The sequence below is a fragment of the Roseomonas alba genome (assembly GCF_019430885.1).
Lineage (GTDB): Bacteria > Pseudomonadota > Alphaproteobacteria > Acetobacterales > Acetobacteraceae > Neoroseomonas > Neoroseomonas alba.
Map to the genome: position 1 here is coordinate 1 of NZ_JAHYBZ010000004.1, position 14,039 is coordinate 14,039.

Annotated in this window: 14 protein-coding genes and 1 tRNA gene; 5 read left to right on the plus strand and 10 right to left on the minus strand. The window is 69.0% G+C overall.

Annotated elements, in window-relative coordinates:
• Positions 1–381: 381 nt before the first annotated feature.
• Complete coding sequence (locus KPL78_RS11790; RefSeq protein ID WP_219763167.1) at positions 382–819, minus strand: c-type cytochrome; 438 nt, start codon at positions 817–819, stop codon at positions 382–384.
• 166 nt (positions 820–985) lie between these two features.
• Here KPL78_RS11790 and KPL78_RS11795 point away from each other — a divergent pair.
• The 3 genes from KPL78_RS11795 (at position 986) to KPL78_RS11805 (ending at position 2,208) form a co-directional block, all read left to right on the plus strand.
• Positions 986–1,062: transfer RNA gene (locus KPL78_RS11795), tRNA-Pro, on the plus strand.
• Positions 1,063–1,239: 177 nt separating this feature from the next.
• The gene (locus tag KPL78_RS11800) at positions 1,240–1,491 is read left to right on the plus strand and encodes a GlsB/YeaQ/YmgE family stress response membrane protein (protein WP_219763168.1); all 252 of its coding nucleotides are present in this window, start codon (positions 1,240–1,242) and stop codon (positions 1,489–1,491) included.
• Between the two features lie 204 nt (positions 1,492–1,695).
• Positions 1,696–2,208 (plus strand): DUF6790 family protein, encoded by a 513-nt coding sequence (locus KPL78_RS11805; protein WP_219763169.1) that lies wholly within the window; start codon positions 1,696–1,698, stop codon positions 2,206–2,208.
• A gap of 79 nt (positions 2,209–2,287) precedes the next feature.
• Here KPL78_RS11805 and KPL78_RS11810 read toward each other — a convergent pair whose 3' ends face one another.
• Positions 2,288–2,488 carry a DUF2842 domain-containing protein gene (locus tag KPL78_RS11810; RefSeq protein ID WP_219763170.1) on the minus strand — a complete coding sequence of 67 codons (201 nt, stop codon included), beginning with the start codon at positions 2,486–2,488 and terminating at the stop codon, positions 2,288–2,290.
• 130 nt (positions 2,489–2,618) lie between these two features.
• Here KPL78_RS11810 and KPL78_RS11815 point away from each other — a divergent pair, with 130 nt between their 5' ends.
• Positions 2,619–3,134, plus strand: coding sequence for an adenine phosphoribosyltransferase (locus KPL78_RS11815; protein ID WP_219763684.1), 516 nt, complete (start codon positions 2,619–2,621; stop codon positions 3,132–3,134).
• A gap of 491 nt (positions 3,135–3,625) precedes the next feature.
• Here the strand turns inward: KPL78_RS11815 and KPL78_RS11820 are convergent, their stop codons facing one another.
• Positions 3,626–6,040, minus strand: coding sequence for a cellulase family glycosylhydrolase (locus tag KPL78_RS11820; RefSeq protein ID WP_219763171.1), 2,415 nt, complete (start codon positions 6,038–6,040; stop codon positions 3,626–3,628).
• An 80-nt stretch (positions 6,041–6,120) separates the two neighbouring features.
• Positions 6,121–7,167, minus strand: coding sequence for an AbrB family transcriptional regulator (locus KPL78_RS11825; RefSeq protein WP_219763172.1), 1,047 nt, complete (start codon positions 7,165–7,167; stop codon positions 6,121–6,123).
• A 101-nt stretch (positions 7,168–7,268) separates the two neighbouring features.
• Here KPL78_RS11825 and KPL78_RS11830 point away from each other — a divergent pair, with 101 nt between their 5' ends.
• On the plus strand, positions 7,269–7,628 hold the full coding sequence (locus tag KPL78_RS11830; RefSeq protein ID WP_219763173.1) for a hypothetical protein: 360 nt from the start codon (positions 7,269–7,271) through the stop codon (positions 7,626–7,628).
• 425 nt (positions 7,629–8,053) lie between these two features.
• Here KPL78_RS11830 and KPL78_RS11835 read toward each other — a convergent pair whose 3' ends face one another.
• From KPL78_RS11835 to flgE, 6 genes are all read right to left on the minus strand, one after another.
• Positions 8,054–8,392: a flagellar biosynthesis regulator FlaF gene (locus KPL78_RS11835; protein WP_219763174.1), complete on the minus strand. Its 339-nt coding sequence runs from the start codon at positions 8,390–8,392 to the stop codon at positions 8,054–8,056.
• A gap of 5 nt (positions 8,393–8,397) precedes the next feature.
• On the minus strand, positions 8,398–8,820 hold the full coding sequence (locus tag KPL78_RS11840) for a flagellar biosynthesis repressor FlbT (RefSeq protein ID WP_219763175.1): 423 nt from the start codon (positions 8,818–8,820) through the stop codon (positions 8,398–8,400).
• Between the two features lie 63 nt (positions 8,821–8,883).
• Entirely contained in the window at positions 8,884–9,714 is an 831-nt protein-coding gene (locus KPL78_RS11845; protein ID WP_219763176.1) for a flagellin, read from the minus strand.
• 244 nt (positions 9,715–9,958) lie between these two features.
• The gene (locus KPL78_RS11850) at positions 9,959–11,023 is read right to left on the minus strand and encodes a flagellin (protein ID WP_219763177.1); all 1,065 of its coding nucleotides are present in this window, start codon (positions 11,021–11,023) and stop codon (positions 9,959–9,961) included.
• A gap of 3 nt (positions 11,024–11,026) precedes the next feature.
• Positions 11,027–12,556: a flagellar hook-associated protein FlgK gene (locus KPL78_RS11855; RefSeq protein WP_219763685.1), complete on the minus strand. Its 1,530-nt coding sequence runs from the start codon at positions 12,554–12,556 to the stop codon at positions 11,027–11,029.
• 24 nt (positions 12,557–12,580) lie between these two features.
• Complete coding sequence (gene flgE / locus KPL78_RS11860) at positions 12,581–13,876, minus strand: flagellar hook protein FlgE (RefSeq protein ID WP_219763178.1); 1,296 nt, start codon at positions 13,874–13,876, stop codon at positions 12,581–12,583.
• Positions 13,877–14,039 lie beyond the last annotated feature (163 nt).

Here is a 14,039-nt window from a genome sequence, read left to right on the forward strand (position 1 = left end):
AGCGGGCGGGCGGGCGGACGCGGCGGGGGAGGTTCTTTGGCCATGCCAGATTATGGCCCGATTCGCCCTGCCCGTAACAGCCGGGCAGGTATGCGTGGGGCAGGCCGATTTCGCGGCCGTGCGCCGAGGGCCAAAACTCATGTAATGCTCAGGCTCTGAGGGGGCTCTTAGAGGGCGTTGAATGGATATCAAAAAGGGGTCCGGAACCTTGTGACAGAATTTCCGGAACGTTGTGGCTCGCTACAGCCAGGTCAAGGTTTCCGAAGGCCTTGCGGCCTTTGGCGGGGTAGGGTCCGGAGAGGGGCAGAGCCCCTCTCCACCTCCGTCAGCGCCCCATCTTCGCGCGCGCGGGGCAGACTCCGCCCTGACCTGGCCAAGTACTCAGCGCGCTGGCCCGCGATAGGCGCGATGGCAAGCCGCGCAGGCAGCGCCGACCTGGTTGAACGCCGCCTGGGTCGCGGCGACATCGCCCGAGGCGGCCGCCGTGCGCAGGGTACCCAGCGCCGTGACGATGGTGTTCCGCGCGGCCTCGAATCCCGCCGGGTCGGACCAGATGGCCGGCAGAGCGCGGGTCGCGCCGGTGCCTGAACCGGCCGGGTAGAGCGCCTGCAGGTTGCGGTAGAAGCCGGCGATGGTGTCGACGCGCTCGACCAGCGGGCGGGTGTCGCCACGGGCGTCGAGGACCGCCTTGATTGCCTCCATCTGCCGGCCTTCGGTGCGCATGCCCTCGCGGCGCTGCGTGATAACGTCCTGCGCGAGCGCACTGCCCAGCAAGCCGAGCAGGGCCACGGCCACGCCCGCGATCAGTCCAGACTTCATCCCGCATTCCCTTTCGATGCGTCTCTGTCCGGCGTCGTGCCGGCGTCGCAGCATGATGCTGCCTGGGTGGCGAGGCAAAGGCGCGTGACAAAGTCGCGCTCACCCCGTCTTGCGGTGCCGGAGGGAGGCCGCTATACCCCCGGCCTCCGCGGCGGCGACCCGGCGCCGGAGTGTAGCTCAGCCTGGTAGAGCACTGTGTTCGGGACGCAGGGGCCGGAGGTTCGAATCCTCTCACTCCGACCATTCCCCGGTCGCCGCCGCGAGTAGAAGAAGCCGCTGGGCATCCAGCGGCTTTTTCTTTGCCCGGTACAGCCCCGCCGTGCGAGGCGTGGGGGGCGGGGCCGGTGGAGCAACCTTGAGGTGCCGGCGTCGTTTGCCCGGGCGCTGCACGCAGCGCCCACCAGAAGACGGAGCAACCCAATGGACGACAGAAGCATCGGCTGGATCGCTGCGATCATCATCGGCGGCTTTGCCGGCTGGATCGCCTCCGGGCTCATGAAGTCGGATACCGGGATGATCGCCAACATCCTGCTGGGCATCATCGGCGCCGTCGTGGCGAGTTTCCTGTTCGGCCTGCTCGGAGTCTCGTTCGGCGGGTGGATCGGCTATCTGGTGGCTGGTGTCGCCGGGGCCTGCATCCTGATCTGGGGCGTCCGCGCGATCCGTCGCTGATTGCGCGGCGCGGCAACCCGGCGCTGACCGATGGCGGCCTGCCCGCCATGACCCCGGCGCCGGTGAAGCCGCATCTGCGCCGGGTCGCAGGCAGCGCCCGGGCGTCGCAAGGCCCCCCCGAAGCGCAGGGGTGCGGGGCGACACCCTGGAATGCGGCGACGTTATGGGCTGGTATCCGGACGGGATTCGACATGGGGCATCCCGATGATCGCCAGCGCCATCCGCTTCGTCGCCTCCAACTACGCGCTGACCTGCCTCGTCCTGGGGCTGGTCTTTTCGGGGGTGGCGATCCTGCGCGCGCCGGCGCCGCGCAGCACGGCGCTGGTCGTGGAAAAGCTGATCGCCTGGCACGTCTTCTTCGCCATCGGCGTCTGCTTCGCCTGGAACTTCGTCATGCACGGATTCTTCGGCGCCATCGCGGCCCGCTTCATCGGCTGGGAGGACAGCCCCTTCCAATTCGAAGTGGCGACGGCGAGCCTGGGCTTCGCGGTGGTCGGATTCGTCGCGGCATTCCGCAGCTTCGACCTGCGGCTCGCTGCGATCCTGGGGCCGAGCGTCTTCACGCTGGGCGCCGCGGTGGGGCACGTCCGGCAGATGGTGATCGCCCATAACTTCGCGCCGGGCAATGCGGGCGTGATCTTCTGGATGGATATCCTGATCCCGCTGTTCGGCTATTGGCTGCTGTGGATGCAGAAGCGGCACAGGCGGCCGGCATAGGCTGATATGGCTCAGGCGGCTGTGGCGACGCCCTTGCGTGCCGGCACCCCGCCATCCCGCATCGTCGGGGAAGCCTCGGTCACCCGCGCGGGCCCTCGCTGAAGGCCCAGACCATCAGCCGCTTCGCCGGCCAGACCCAGGCGATGCCGGCGACGGCAAAGAAGACCATCTCGATCGTCCAGTGCAGCCCGCGCAGATGGTCGGCGATGGCGAGCACCACCACGACATAGGCGAAGAAGCCGAGCAGACCGATGATGAGGGCGATGACAGGACGGGACATGCCCCGCATCTGCCGCGTCCGGGCGCCGGCGCCAAGCCCCCGGCCTTGACTTGGGGCCCCTCCCCCCGGCCTTGTGCGCGCCTTCCCACCCGACAGCGGCAGAGAGTGAGCGGACGTGACGACCGAGACCCTGGACCTCAAGGACCATATCCGCGGCATCCCGGATTTCCCCAAGCCGGGGATCCTGTTCTACGACATCTCGACCCTGCTGCGGCATGGCCCGGCCTGGAAGGCGGCGATGGCGCGGCTCGCTGCCATCATCAGCCCGCACAAGCCCGACCTGCTGGCCGGGATCGAGAGCCGTGGCTTCCTGGTGGCGGCACCGCTGGCACTCGAGCTCGGCCTCGGCTTCGTCATGCTGCGCAAGCCGCGCAAGCTGCCGGGGCTGACCATCGGGCTGAACTACGCGCTGGAATACGGCACCGACCGGATCGAGATGCAGGCGGATGCGGTGGAGAAAGGGCAGCGGGTCGTGATCCTCGATGACCTGCTGGCGACGGGTGGGACCATGGCCGCGGCGATCAGCCTGCTGCGCCAGGCAGGCGCCGAAGTGCCCTGCGCGGCGGCGCTGATCGAGCTGACCTTCCTGAAGGGCCGGTCGCGGATCGACACGGAGTTCGAGGCGCTGGTGTCCTACGACGAGTGACCGCGCTGGCGCAGGCGAGCGGCCCGCCGATGCCGACGGGTGGGCCGGCGCCGTTGCCGCATCCGGTCCGTCACGGCATCAGGACGGTAGTAGGCCCCGCCTCCCAGCCCTTCTCCCTCATGCAGGCATAGACCGGCGCCAGCCTGGCGGCGGAGAGAAACCAGCCAGACGTCTGGTATGTGCCGCCGTTGTCGAGTTGATGGAGATTGGCGGGATCATGAGATGCGACACAGGCGATCAGGGCAGTCCGCAACATGCTGTCGTATTCTTCCGGCGACGGCACATGCGCCCCCGGAGCCCACGGGCCGCGCGATAGGCGGGCCCAACGGCGTTCCACGGTGTAGAAGCACCCGCTCAACATCATCGCGCCCAGCACGACGCACAACATCCGCACCTGCGACCGCGTCCGCGACGCCACAGAACGTCTCGCCCGACCGGTGCGCATCATGCGCGGATGGCGCTCGCCGTCACATGCCTCGGGAAGACGCGCACTATGTCCACAGATCGGACAAATGCGGCGTCAGCAGGTCGATCTTCGCCTGGATCGGCGTCGTCCAGTCATCGGCGAGGATGCCGCCCGTGTCCCCGGAATCCGGGTTCCACGACCACCACGTATAGCTGATGCCTTCCTGGCCCGCGGCGATGTCGATCGTGCCGTTGGTATCGAGGTCGCCATCCATGTAGGCGAGCAGCTTCTGGAGGTAGGGCAGGTCCTTCGGGTCCTGCAGCTTCGATCCGAACTCGCCGACCAGCACCGGGGCGATGTTCTGTTCGTAGATGTAGCCCCAGAAATTCTCGAAATGGTCCGCCATGTTGTTCGGGTAGGCGGGGTCCGAGAACCAGGATTGCGGGTAGATCGAGTTGCCGTATTCGTGCGGCGAATAGACCACCTTGTTGGCGACGTTCAGCGTCACCTGATCCGCCGCGACGCCTTGCAGGTTGCCGCCCCACCAGGTGCCCTGGCCGCCATAGGTGCTGACGCCCTCGACGACGATCAGCCAGTCGCTGTTCACCGACTGGATGGCATTGCCGGCGCGCTCGGCCGCCGCGGCCCAGTCGTTGGCACCGCCGCCGCCCCACACCGCGCTGTGCGGTTCATTGGCCAAATCCGCGCCGATCACCGTGGGATCGCCGGCATAGCGCGCGGCGAGCATCTTCCAGGTGTCGATCCATTGCTGCTCGGTATAGCCGCCATCGACCCACAGGCCGTTGCCGTTCGGCCCGGGCCCGGCGGCGCTGCGGTGATTGTCGAGGAGCACGCGCATGCCGATCTCGCCGGCATGGTCGATGATCTTGTCCATGATCTGGATTGGCGAGAGGCCGACGAGATCCGGATTCTTCGAGTAGTCGATCCCCGTGGGCATCTTGCCGGCCTGCAGCGCCTCCAGCGAGAACGGCAGGCGGATGGTGTTGAAGCCGAGATCCGCCATCTGATCCATCATCTCGGACCAGTTGCGGTGGTCCAGCCCATGCGGGGCGTAGGTCCCGTCCTCGAAGCCGAACCAGTTCACGCCCGTGATGCGCACGGCATGGCCCTCGGCATCCACGATCTGGTTGCCTGACGTCGAGAGCGCGCTGTGGACCGGCGCCGGCGCATCGTCGTCGAGGATGGTACCGATGCCGGTGCGGTCGGCGATGATCAGGCCGTTCGGCCGGCTCAGCGAGACGAGGAAGGTCTCGTCGCCCTCGATCACGGTGTCCCCCTTCACGGCCACGGCGAAGGTCTTGGTCGTCTCGCCGGGGGCGAAGGTGATGACGGCGCCGCGACCGACGATGTCCTCGCCGCGCAACGCCGTGTCGTCGTTCGGCGTCGCATTCACGCTCACCGCGACATGCCAGGCCTTGTCGAGGGTGAGGGTGAAGAGGGCCATGGCGGTGCCGCTGTCGCCCTCCACCACCGTGGCGTCGGAGATGCGGACCGCGGGCGGCCTGTCATTGTCGCGGATGGTGGCGAGGCCGCTGCCATCGGCGACCGTCGCCCCCGTCACATGCGACAGTTCGAGCGTGAACCGTTCGCTCTGCTCAAAGACACGGTCGCCGACGACGGCTACGGAGACGGTCTTCGTCACCTCGCCCGGCGCGAAGGTCAGGCTGCCCGACTGGGCCAGGAAGTCGCTGCCCGCATGGGCGGTGCCGGCCAGGGTGGCGTAGTCGAAGACCACCGCCTCGCGCCAGGCCTTGGACAGGCGGATGGTGAAGGTCGCGGTGCTCGTGCCGGAATCGCCCTCGGTGACCACGGCGTCGTTGATGCGCAGCGCCGGCGGCGTATCGTCGTCGCGAATGGTGCCGATGCCGGTCCCGTCCGAGATGATCGCGCCCGTCGCGTCGGTCAGAAGCAGGCGGAAGGTCTCGTTCGCTTCCGGCGTCGCGTCGCCGGTGACATTGACGCGCACCAGGCGCTTGGTGACACCCGCGTCGAAGGTGATGGAGCCCGTGGTCGCGACGTAGTCGGACCCCGCCAGCGCGGTGCCGTTCGCCGTCGCGTAGTGCACGACGACGGGGGTGGCCGCGGCTTCGGAGAGTGTGACGGCGAACCAGAAGGCCTTGGCGCCGGACGCGCCCTCGACCGAGGCGACATCGGCGACGGAGATGAGCGGCAGGTCGGAGATGAGCGTACCGTTCAGGGTGAAGCTGTCGGGCTCCGGATCGGTGCCGCCGCTTGCCAGGAAGCCGAAATCGACCGTGCCGTCCGCGGGGGCACTGCCGTTGTAGGCCGCATTCCGCACGACATAGACATCGTCGACATGGCTGACGATCTCGGCGTTCCAGATCTGGGTGATGGTGAAATCCGCGGCGAAAGCGAGCAGCCAGCCCTGGAACCCGCCGGCCCCGGCGGTGAGCGTCACCGCGACGTTGAAGCCGCCGGTCCATTGATCGGTGAGACGGTAGTCGACACCCAACGCCATGACTGTTCCATGCCTTTTCGGTTCGCCGCCCGGACAGATAGGTTAGTTATTCATTCATTGCAGGCATCTCATTGTGAGATTCAGCGCAAAATTCCGACAATCCGACTGAATCGGAACAACGGCATGACGAGCAGATTGCATAGTATGACGCGCACCAGGTGAAATCCGAGCACCAATGGCACGGCCAAGTTGAGCGCCTGCGCCGTAATCGCCATTTCCGGCATGCCGCCCGGCGCCATGCCCAGCACCACGGTGCGTAGCGGCAGCTCCGCCCACAGCGCGATCGCGATGGCCGCCAGCAACAGTAGCAGCGACACCATCGCCGCCGAGGCCATCCCTGCCAGCGCCAGCCGCCGCGGCGCACCTTCCCGGCCCTCCTGGGCCAGTAGCATGCCGAGACTCGCCCCCATGCCGAGCTGCGCCGCATTCACCATCCAGCGGGGGACGCCGGATGGCAGGATCCCATTGGCCGACAGAACCATCGCGAGCAGGCAGGGTGCCAGCATTGCCGCATTGGTCATACGGATGCGCCCGCCCAGCCAGGCGACGACCGCACCGCCCAGCAGCAGCAGGCCGAGCCCGCCCCAGTGCAAGGGCGGCAGCTCGGCGACATAGGCGGCGGACGCCGCGCCGCCATGACCGAACAGCGCCAGCGTCACCGGATAGAGCAGCACCACCAACGCCATGCGGATCGACTGCGCCAGGGTGACAGCGGCAACCGATGCTCCGGCCTCCGCGGCCAGCACCGCCATGGTCACCACACCGCCCGGAATGGCCGCGAAGAAAGCGGTGCGCGCATCCGCCCGGGCAATGCGCCGATGCAGCGGCGCCACCGCGATGCCGGCGCCCATGGCAAGGATGCCCCCCACCACCATGGCCGGCAGCGCGGCCAGCACCGCCTTCAGCACGGGCTCGGTGAACCCCTGGCCGAGTGCGAGACCCAGCACCACCAGCGCCGCAGGGCGCGCCTGCCGCGGCACCGCAGCCGCGCCGCGTAGGCCAAGATAGCCGCTCGCGATCATGGCGCCGATCATCCAGCCGAGCGGCAGGCCGATTGCGGCAAGCGTCCCGCCCGCGATCAGGCTCAGCAGCAGGGTGCGCAGCAGGGCATCGCGGGGCGTGGGCAAGATGCGGTCAGCTTCGCCCGCGGCGGCGCGGGCGTCAAAGCGCAGCCGGTTAAGGACGCGTTCACCAAACGTCTCGCAGTATGACATTGGAGCCACGCGCCATGCCGACCGACCTCACTGTGAGATCCGTTTCCGCCGCCGAACCCGCCCGCACCATCGAGCGGGTGGTGGCGGCCGCGACGGCACCGCTGCCGGAGGTCACGGCGCCCGCAACCCCCAATCCGCGGCTGCGGCTCGACAGCGGGTTGGGCATGGTGGTGCTGGAGTTCCGGGGCACGGCCGGGGAAGTCGCGAACACCATCCCCTCCTCCCGCGCCATCGAGGCTTATCGCGCGGCAGCCCTGACCGATGCGCCCATGCCGCTCGGCGTGCCGCCGCGCATGGCAGCGCCAGCCCTGCCCGAGGCAGCGCCTACGCTGGAGCCCGCGCCGCAGAGCAGCCCGGCGCCGGCCGATGCCTGAACGGCAGAGCGGCAGAGGCTGGTTCCCCACAAGTGGCGCGCGGGGGAGAGGAGCTTTGCCGCTCTCGGAACCTCGTCCAAGCAAAGACCGAAGGGTCTTGCCAATGAGGGCGTCGCTTTCGCTGTCGCAGTCGGAGGGCCGCCGCCCCTCCAAAGCACCCCCGCCAAGTGCTTGGAGTACCTGGAACGCAATCTTCTGGTGAACAGCGTAACGCCCTTGCTACCCCCCAACGCCCTTGATGCGCAAAGGCGGGTCTCGGCGCCATGCCGGCAGCGGCGCCCGACGCCGAGTGGAGGTCTGCAAAGGCCCATCGGCCGATACGGGTTCCCATTCGCGTTGCGACGCACCGTGAATGGGTATCCGTGCTGGGGAAAGCTCGAGAGAGGCAAAGCCCCTCTCGATCCCACAGCCCAGAACAAACGGCCTCAACCGGTGAGGCCGGCGGCGACCTGCTCGTTCACCTCGATCAGGAAGTCGATATCGGGAGAGGGCGTGTCCATCTCCCGCAGCACGGCGCGGCCGAGCGAGACCAGCCCCGCGCGCATCGGCGTCGGCAACTGGTTGGACGGATCCACCAGCGCGGTCTCCATGGCCAGCCACAGCCGGCGATTGTCGGCCACGGCGCGGATGCGGGCCGGGCCGTCATCCTGCAAGGCGCCACGCAGGCCGAAGGTGACGCGGCGGATCACCTCCGCTTCCTGCTCCCGCGGGTCGCGCGCGGCGCGCGCGGCGCCATAGGCGCGGACGAAATCGGCAAGCGTCATCCGGCTCAGTCCTCCGCAACCGCGCCGCCGGCGGGGGCGATGCCGAGGACGACTTCCTCATGCCGCATCACCCGGCGCACCAGCTTCAGCGCCTGGTAGCACTCATCCGCCTCGGCCGAGGCCAGCGCCCGGTCGAGCAGATCGCGCGCCAGCCCGGAGGTGGTCGCGGCCTGGAACTCGGCGATCAGGCGGCGCGCGACGGCGAGGCCGGCCTCGCGCTCATCCTCGTCGCCGATATAGGCGGTCTGCAGGGCGAAATAGATGCGGCGCGCGGGGGTGGACGCCATCTCGGGCGTCATGAGCTGCTTGCCGAAGAGGAAGCGCGCCTTGGCGGTGAGCTCGATGCGCGCGCGATTGCGGAAGCGGATCGGCGCGCCATTGACGACCATGAGGTCGCCCTGTCGGAGTTCTAGAACCAGCGTGGACATCCTGTCCTCCCGGCCTGTGGGGAAAAGGCGCGGCCCCCGCGCTTGCGGGGGCCGCTGCCGGGATCAGCGGAACAGGCTCAGCAGGGTCTGCGGCGCCTGGTTGGCGATGGACAGCGCCTGGGTGCCGAGCTGCTGGCGGATCTGCAGCGATTGCAGCCGCGCGGATTCCTTGGCGAGGTCGGCGTCGATCAGCGCGCCAAGACCCGCTTCGAGCGAATCCGCCTTGTCCTTGTTGTAGGCGATCTGCGAGTCGAGATAGCGGCTGTCCGAGCCGAAGGTGTTCAGCGCGTCGCTGACCGCGCTCTGCACCGTCTCGAAATCGCCCCCCGCGGCGAGCGCCGCCTGGGCCGTGGCCGCATCGGTCGGCGCCGCAGCGATGATCAGCGTGCCCGCACCATCCACTGCCGTCAGCGTATAGGTGGTGCCGGATTCATTGCGGGTCGTCGCGATGTCGCCGCCCTCGGGCGCCGCGGTCGAAAGCAGCGTGCGGCCATTATAGGTCGCATCGGTGATGAAGTTGGTGATCTGCGTGCGCAGTGCCTCGTACTGCGTTTCGTACTGGGCGCGCTGCTCGGCGTTCAGCGTATCGTCGGCGAGGCGCACCAGCGTCGCGCGGACATTCACCATGGTCTCGGAGACCTTGGTGAGGCCTGACAGCGCAGTGTCGAGAATGCCCTTGGTCCCGCCGAGCTGCTCATTGGCAGCGGTGAGGCCGGCCACATCCGCGCGTACCGTCTGCGCCACGGCGAAGGCCGCACCGTCGTCCTTCGCGTCATTGACGCGAAAACCGGTGGAGATGCGCTTCTGCGTGGTGGCGAGATCGGTGTTGGTGCGGTTAAGCGACTGCAGCGCGACCATCGCGCCGGCATTGGTATTGACGGAATTGAGCGACATCGGGGTCTTACCCTGGTTGCGGTGGTCCCTGCATGTCCGACAGGACAGGAACCGGGTTGCACGCCGCTTCTTGCGGTGTCGTTCGGATGATGCGGGAGGGCCAGTTAAGGGAGGCTGAATCCGCGCATCTTTTCGGCGCCCTTCGAAGAGACGCGGCACCGGCCCGCGCCGTCGCCAGCCACCCAACGGCAGATTCCTGGCCGGGTGGGGGTGCTGGCCGGCGCCGCCGCCGAAGGCGCGCCCATCACGCGAGGAAGTTCGTCAGGCTCAGGCTCGAAACCAGGGAAATGGCGCGGTAGGAGGCTTCGAGCTGCGTCCGCGTCGCCTCCATCCGGCTGATCGTCTCGGCCATGTCCACTTCTTCGATGCCGGCGACCTGGTCGGTCAGCGTCACGGTCACATCCTTGTGACGCTGGGAGATGGCCGAGAGCCGCTCCTCGGTCGCGCCGAGCGCGCCCTGTTCCTCCCCCAGCGCGTCGATCGCGCTGCGCAGCCCGTCGCGCACCGTCGCCACCAGGTCGGTGAAGTCGGTGCCGAGCTGCGCCTGGCTGGGATCAAGTGCCGCCAGCGTCGCCAGCCCGCGCAGGATGTCGCGCGACCAGGACCCGGTGGTCTCGCCCTCGCTGGTCGCCGCCGCGTTGCGGTTGGCGGACACGCCGTAGTCGACGCGCTCGCCCTCTGCGGCCGGAACGGCGCGGCGGGGTTCCGTCAGGCCTGTCGCGGGATCGGAGAGGAAGGCCGAGAAAACCGTGGTACCCGTGGCATCCGAACTCGCCGCGGCCAGCGTCGCCGCGGCGACCCCCGCCGCATTGCCCGCCGAGAGCCCCGCCACCGCCGTGGCGATGTCCGTCGCCATGCCGGAACTCGCGATGCCGTCCGCGTCCGGCACCGGCAGGTTGGCGGTGTCGGTGCCGCCGAAGAGGTATTCTCCGGCATATTGCTCGTTCAGCAGATGGCCGAATTCGGTCAGCGCCGCGCGCGCCTCGGCCGCGACCGAGGAGATCAGCGTCCCGCTGGTCCCGTCCATCTTGGTGGCGAGCCCGTAGAAGCGCGTCGCGATGTCGGACATGCGCCCCATCGCATCCTGCGCGACCGAGGTGCGCGCGAGGGTGCGGTCGATCGTGCCCTGCCAGATGTCGCGCCGAGCGATGTCGGCGCGCAGGTCGATGGACCGCCGCGCCTGGGGCGCGATATCGCCATAGCCCGGCCCCACCCGGCCGTCGGAGACCTGGCGCGTGAGGGTATCGAGGCGGATGCGCAGCGCGAGCGATCCGGCATCGAGGCGGGAGAGGCTGCTGACGGCGGTCATGGCTCAGCGCACCGCATTGAGGAGGGTGTCCCACATCGCCTGCACGGTCGACATGACGCGCGCATTGGCGGCGTAGGCATTCTGCAGGGTCACCATGGCGGCCATCTCCGTATCCACATCGACGCCCGATCGCGCGGCGAAGCGGGATTCGAGCCCATCGACCATCGCCTTGCTGCTCTCCGCCGAGGATTTCGCGGCCGCGGCGTCCGAGGTCTGGGTCGCGGTGACCAGCGCGGCATAGCCTTCGAGGGTGGGCGGCGCGCCAAAGGGGCTCGACAGGGTGCCGTCCGGGCCGAGACCGCCGGTCGCGATGGAGGACCAGGCGACACCCGACTGGGCCTGCGAACCGAAGGTGAAGTCGAGCACGCGGTCGATCAGCTCGGTGAAGGAGGCCGGCCCGCCGGCGGGGTTCGGCGTGAAGGCCGAGGCGCCGGCGGGATCACCCGCCACCGCATGGGTGCCGTCGCGCAGCAGCGCCGGGGCCGCGGCGACCACCGCATTCACCTGGATTGCCCCGGCGAAACCGATCTGGCTGCCGCCGGCATAGGGCAGGCTGATGTCCGGCACCGCGCCCGTCGCATCGGTGAACAGGGCGAGGCCCTGCGCGTCGAAGCGCGCGGCCATGGTCGCGGCGGTCAGGTCGATCTCGGCCTGGTAGCGCGGCAGGGTCTGGTCGCGCAGCGCGATGGCCTCGGCGAGCCGGCCGCCGAGCACCGTATCCGTCACGTCCACGCCGTTCATCATGACGCCAGGAATGGTGCCGCCGGCACCGTGGAAGGAAGACGCATCGAGCGTCGCATCGGCCGTCGAGAAGGCATCGCGGTCGGGGTCAAGCGGCAGGACCAGGCCGTTGCGCGCGACCAGCACCAGCCCGCCATCGTCGCGCTTCAGCGCCTTCACCTCGAGCGATTCCGACAGCTTCGCGATGGCGGTGTGGCGTTGGTCCTCGAGCGCGGCGGCATCGCCGGTCAGCGCGATCTGTTCCCTGATGCGGAGCGTCAGGGCGGCGATGTCGCGCAAGCCGGCATTGATGGTGGCGACCTCGGTGACGACCGTGTCCTGCGCGTCCTGCCGCGCGGTGCCGATCGCGTCGGAGATCTCGTTCAGCCGCGTCGCGAGGTCCTGGGCGGATTGCACCAGCGCGCTCTGGCGGGCGGCCTCGGAGGGGTCGGCGCGCAGATCCTCGAAGCCGCTGTGCAGGTCGGCGGTGAGGTCGCCGAGGCTGTTGCCGACCTCGGGGCTGCCATGGATGGTCTCGATGCCGGCGAGGAGATCGCTGCGCAGCTCCGCCGCCGCGGCGGCGGCGCGGCGACTGTCGAGCTCGGTGATCAACGCCTCGTCGACGTCGCGGCTCGGCGCCACGGTGCGCACGCCGACGCCCTGGCCGCCGGCTTCCACCGCGCGCGCCGTGACGGTCTTACGCGTGTAGCCGACGGTATCCGCATTCGCGACATTGTCGGCCGCGGCGGCGAGCGCGCGCTGCGTCGCGAGCAGGCCCGAACGCGCAGTCAGCAGGGCGGTTTCGAGGCTCATGGCGGTGATCCGCTATCCCGGGTGTCAGCGCCGCATGTTGATCGTGTCCTGCAGCATCTCATCCGTCGCGGTCACGATCTTGGTGTTCGCGGTATAGGCGCGCTGGGCGACGATCAGCTTCGAGAATTCCGAGGCGATGTCGACGTTGGATCCCTCGACGGAGCTGGTCGCCAGGCGGCCGGCGCCGTTCGAGGCGGGGTCGGAGGCGCGGGCCTCGCCGCTCTCGACCGTGCGCATGAAGGCCTGGCCGTCCAGGCGTTGCAGCGCGTCGGGGTTGTTGAAGGTGGTGATGGGAATGCGCGCAATGACGCGCGACTGGCCATTGTCGTAGTTGATCGCGATGTCGCCGTTCTCCCGCACCGCCACCGAGGAATAGGCGCCGAGCGGCACGCCGTTCTGCTCACGGTTGCGGACGGTGTATTCCTGTTCGGCATATTGCGTGAGGCCGCGCGCCTCCCCGATGGCGCCGAGGTTCAGGGTCATGGTCTGCGGGCCCTGGCCGAAATCGGCAGCGAAGGTGATGGCCGCCGGATCACCGACCGCAGCACCCACGCCGGCGAAGGTCCCGGTCCCGTTGGCGAAGCCGCCAATGGTGCCGTCCGCGACCGCGGGCGATGCGGCCTGGCCGAACAGCACGTCGATCGTGCCCAGCGAGCCGCCACCGTTCGGAGCGGAGATGTCGAGCGTCCAGGTGTTGGGCGTGGCACCCGGCGTCCAGGTCATCGTCATGCTCTGCAGGGCGCCGAGACTGTCATAGACGTCGATCGGCGTGGTCTGCACCTCCGTGCTGCCGGCGGGCAGGTTTGCCGAGAAGTCGATGGCGCTCGTCGCAATCGGGTTGAAGACCAGGTCGCTGATCCGCACGGGCTGGATCTGCGTGCGGTCGGACGTGCCGCTGGCATCCACCGCCCAGCCCTGCAATGCATAGCCGGCGCCGTTGACGAAGTAGCCGTTGTCGTCGAGCTGGAAATCGCCGGCGCGGGTGTAGAATTGCCGCTCGTCGAAGGTGACCTGGCCGTTGTTCGACCCCGTGGGCAGCGCCACCGAAAAGAAGCCCTGGCCAGAGATCGCCATGGACAGCGGATTGTCCGACTGCGCGATGGGGCCGGCGATGGCGTTGGTGTAGTCGGGGCGCGCGACCACCGAGCCCGGCCGGTGCACCTGCTGGGAGCTTTCGGTCAGGTAGGACACGAAATTGGTGTCGGTGCGCTTGAAGCCGACGGTCTGGCTGTTGGCGACGTTGTCCGACACGTGGCCGAGCGCGCGCGCCTGCGCGTTCAGGCCGGTGATGGCGGTGGTCATGGCACCGAAAAGCGACATCGGGGTCTCCGCGAGGGGCGAGGTGGGCCGCGGCGGGAAGCGCAACCGGCGTGCCAGGGATTCCTGCGGTGCGGCGCGGCGGAGGCTGCCGCGCGGCGGCAAGTCCTGCCGGGACGCCGGCAGGCGCTGCCGCGCCCCGCCGGCATGCGAACTGGCCCGGGGC

What these genes read in the sequence shown, in the direction of transcription:
- KPL78_RS11790 (WP_219763167.1), bottom strand. Translation starts at nt 819, where the DNA reads ATGAAGTCTGGACTGATCGCGGGCGTGGCCGTGGCCCTGCTCGGCTTG.
- KPL78_RS11800 (WP_219763168.1), top strand. Translation starts at nt 1,240, where the DNA reads ATGGACGACAGAAGCATCGGCTGGATCGCTGCGATCATCATCGGCGGC.
- KPL78_RS11805 (WP_219763169.1), top strand. Translation starts at nt 1,696, where the DNA reads ATGATCGCCAGCGCCATCCGCTTCGTCGCCTCCAACTACGCGCTGACC.
- KPL78_RS11810 (WP_219763170.1), bottom strand. Translation starts at nt 2,488, where the DNA reads ATGTCCCGTCCTGTCATCGCCCTCATCATCGGTCTGCTCGGCTTCTTC.
- KPL78_RS11820 (WP_219763171.1), bottom strand. Translation starts at nt 6,040, where the DNA reads ATGGCGTTGGGTGTCGACTACCGTCTCACCGATCAATGGACCGGCGGC.
- KPL78_RS11830 (WP_219763173.1), top strand. Translation starts at nt 7,269, where the DNA reads ATGCCGACCGACCTCACTGTGAGATCCGTTTCCGCCGCCGAACCCGCC.
- KPL78_RS11835 (WP_219763174.1), bottom strand. Translation starts at nt 8,392, where the DNA reads ATGACGCTTGCCGATTTCGTCCGCGCCTATGGCGCCGCGCGCGCCGCG.
- KPL78_RS11840 (WP_219763175.1), bottom strand. Translation starts at nt 8,820, where the DNA reads ATGTCCACGCTGGTTCTAGAACTCCGACAGGGCGACCTCATGGTCGTC.
- KPL78_RS11845 (WP_219763176.1), bottom strand. Translation starts at nt 9,714, where the DNA reads ATGTCGCTCAATTCCGTCAATACCAATGCCGGCGCGATGGTCGCGCTG.
- KPL78_RS11850 (WP_219763177.1), bottom strand. Translation starts at nt 11,023, where the DNA reads ATGACCGCCGTCAGCAGCCTCTCCCGCCTCGATGCCGGATCGCTCGCG.
- KPL78_RS11855 (WP_219763685.1), bottom strand. Translation starts at nt 12,556, where the DNA reads ATGAGCCTCGAAACCGCCCTGCTGACTGCGCGTTCGGGCCTGCTCGCG.
- flgE (WP_219763178.1), bottom strand. Translation starts at nt 13,876, where the DNA reads ATGTCGCTTTTCGGTGCCATGACCACCGCCATCACCGGCCTGAACGCG.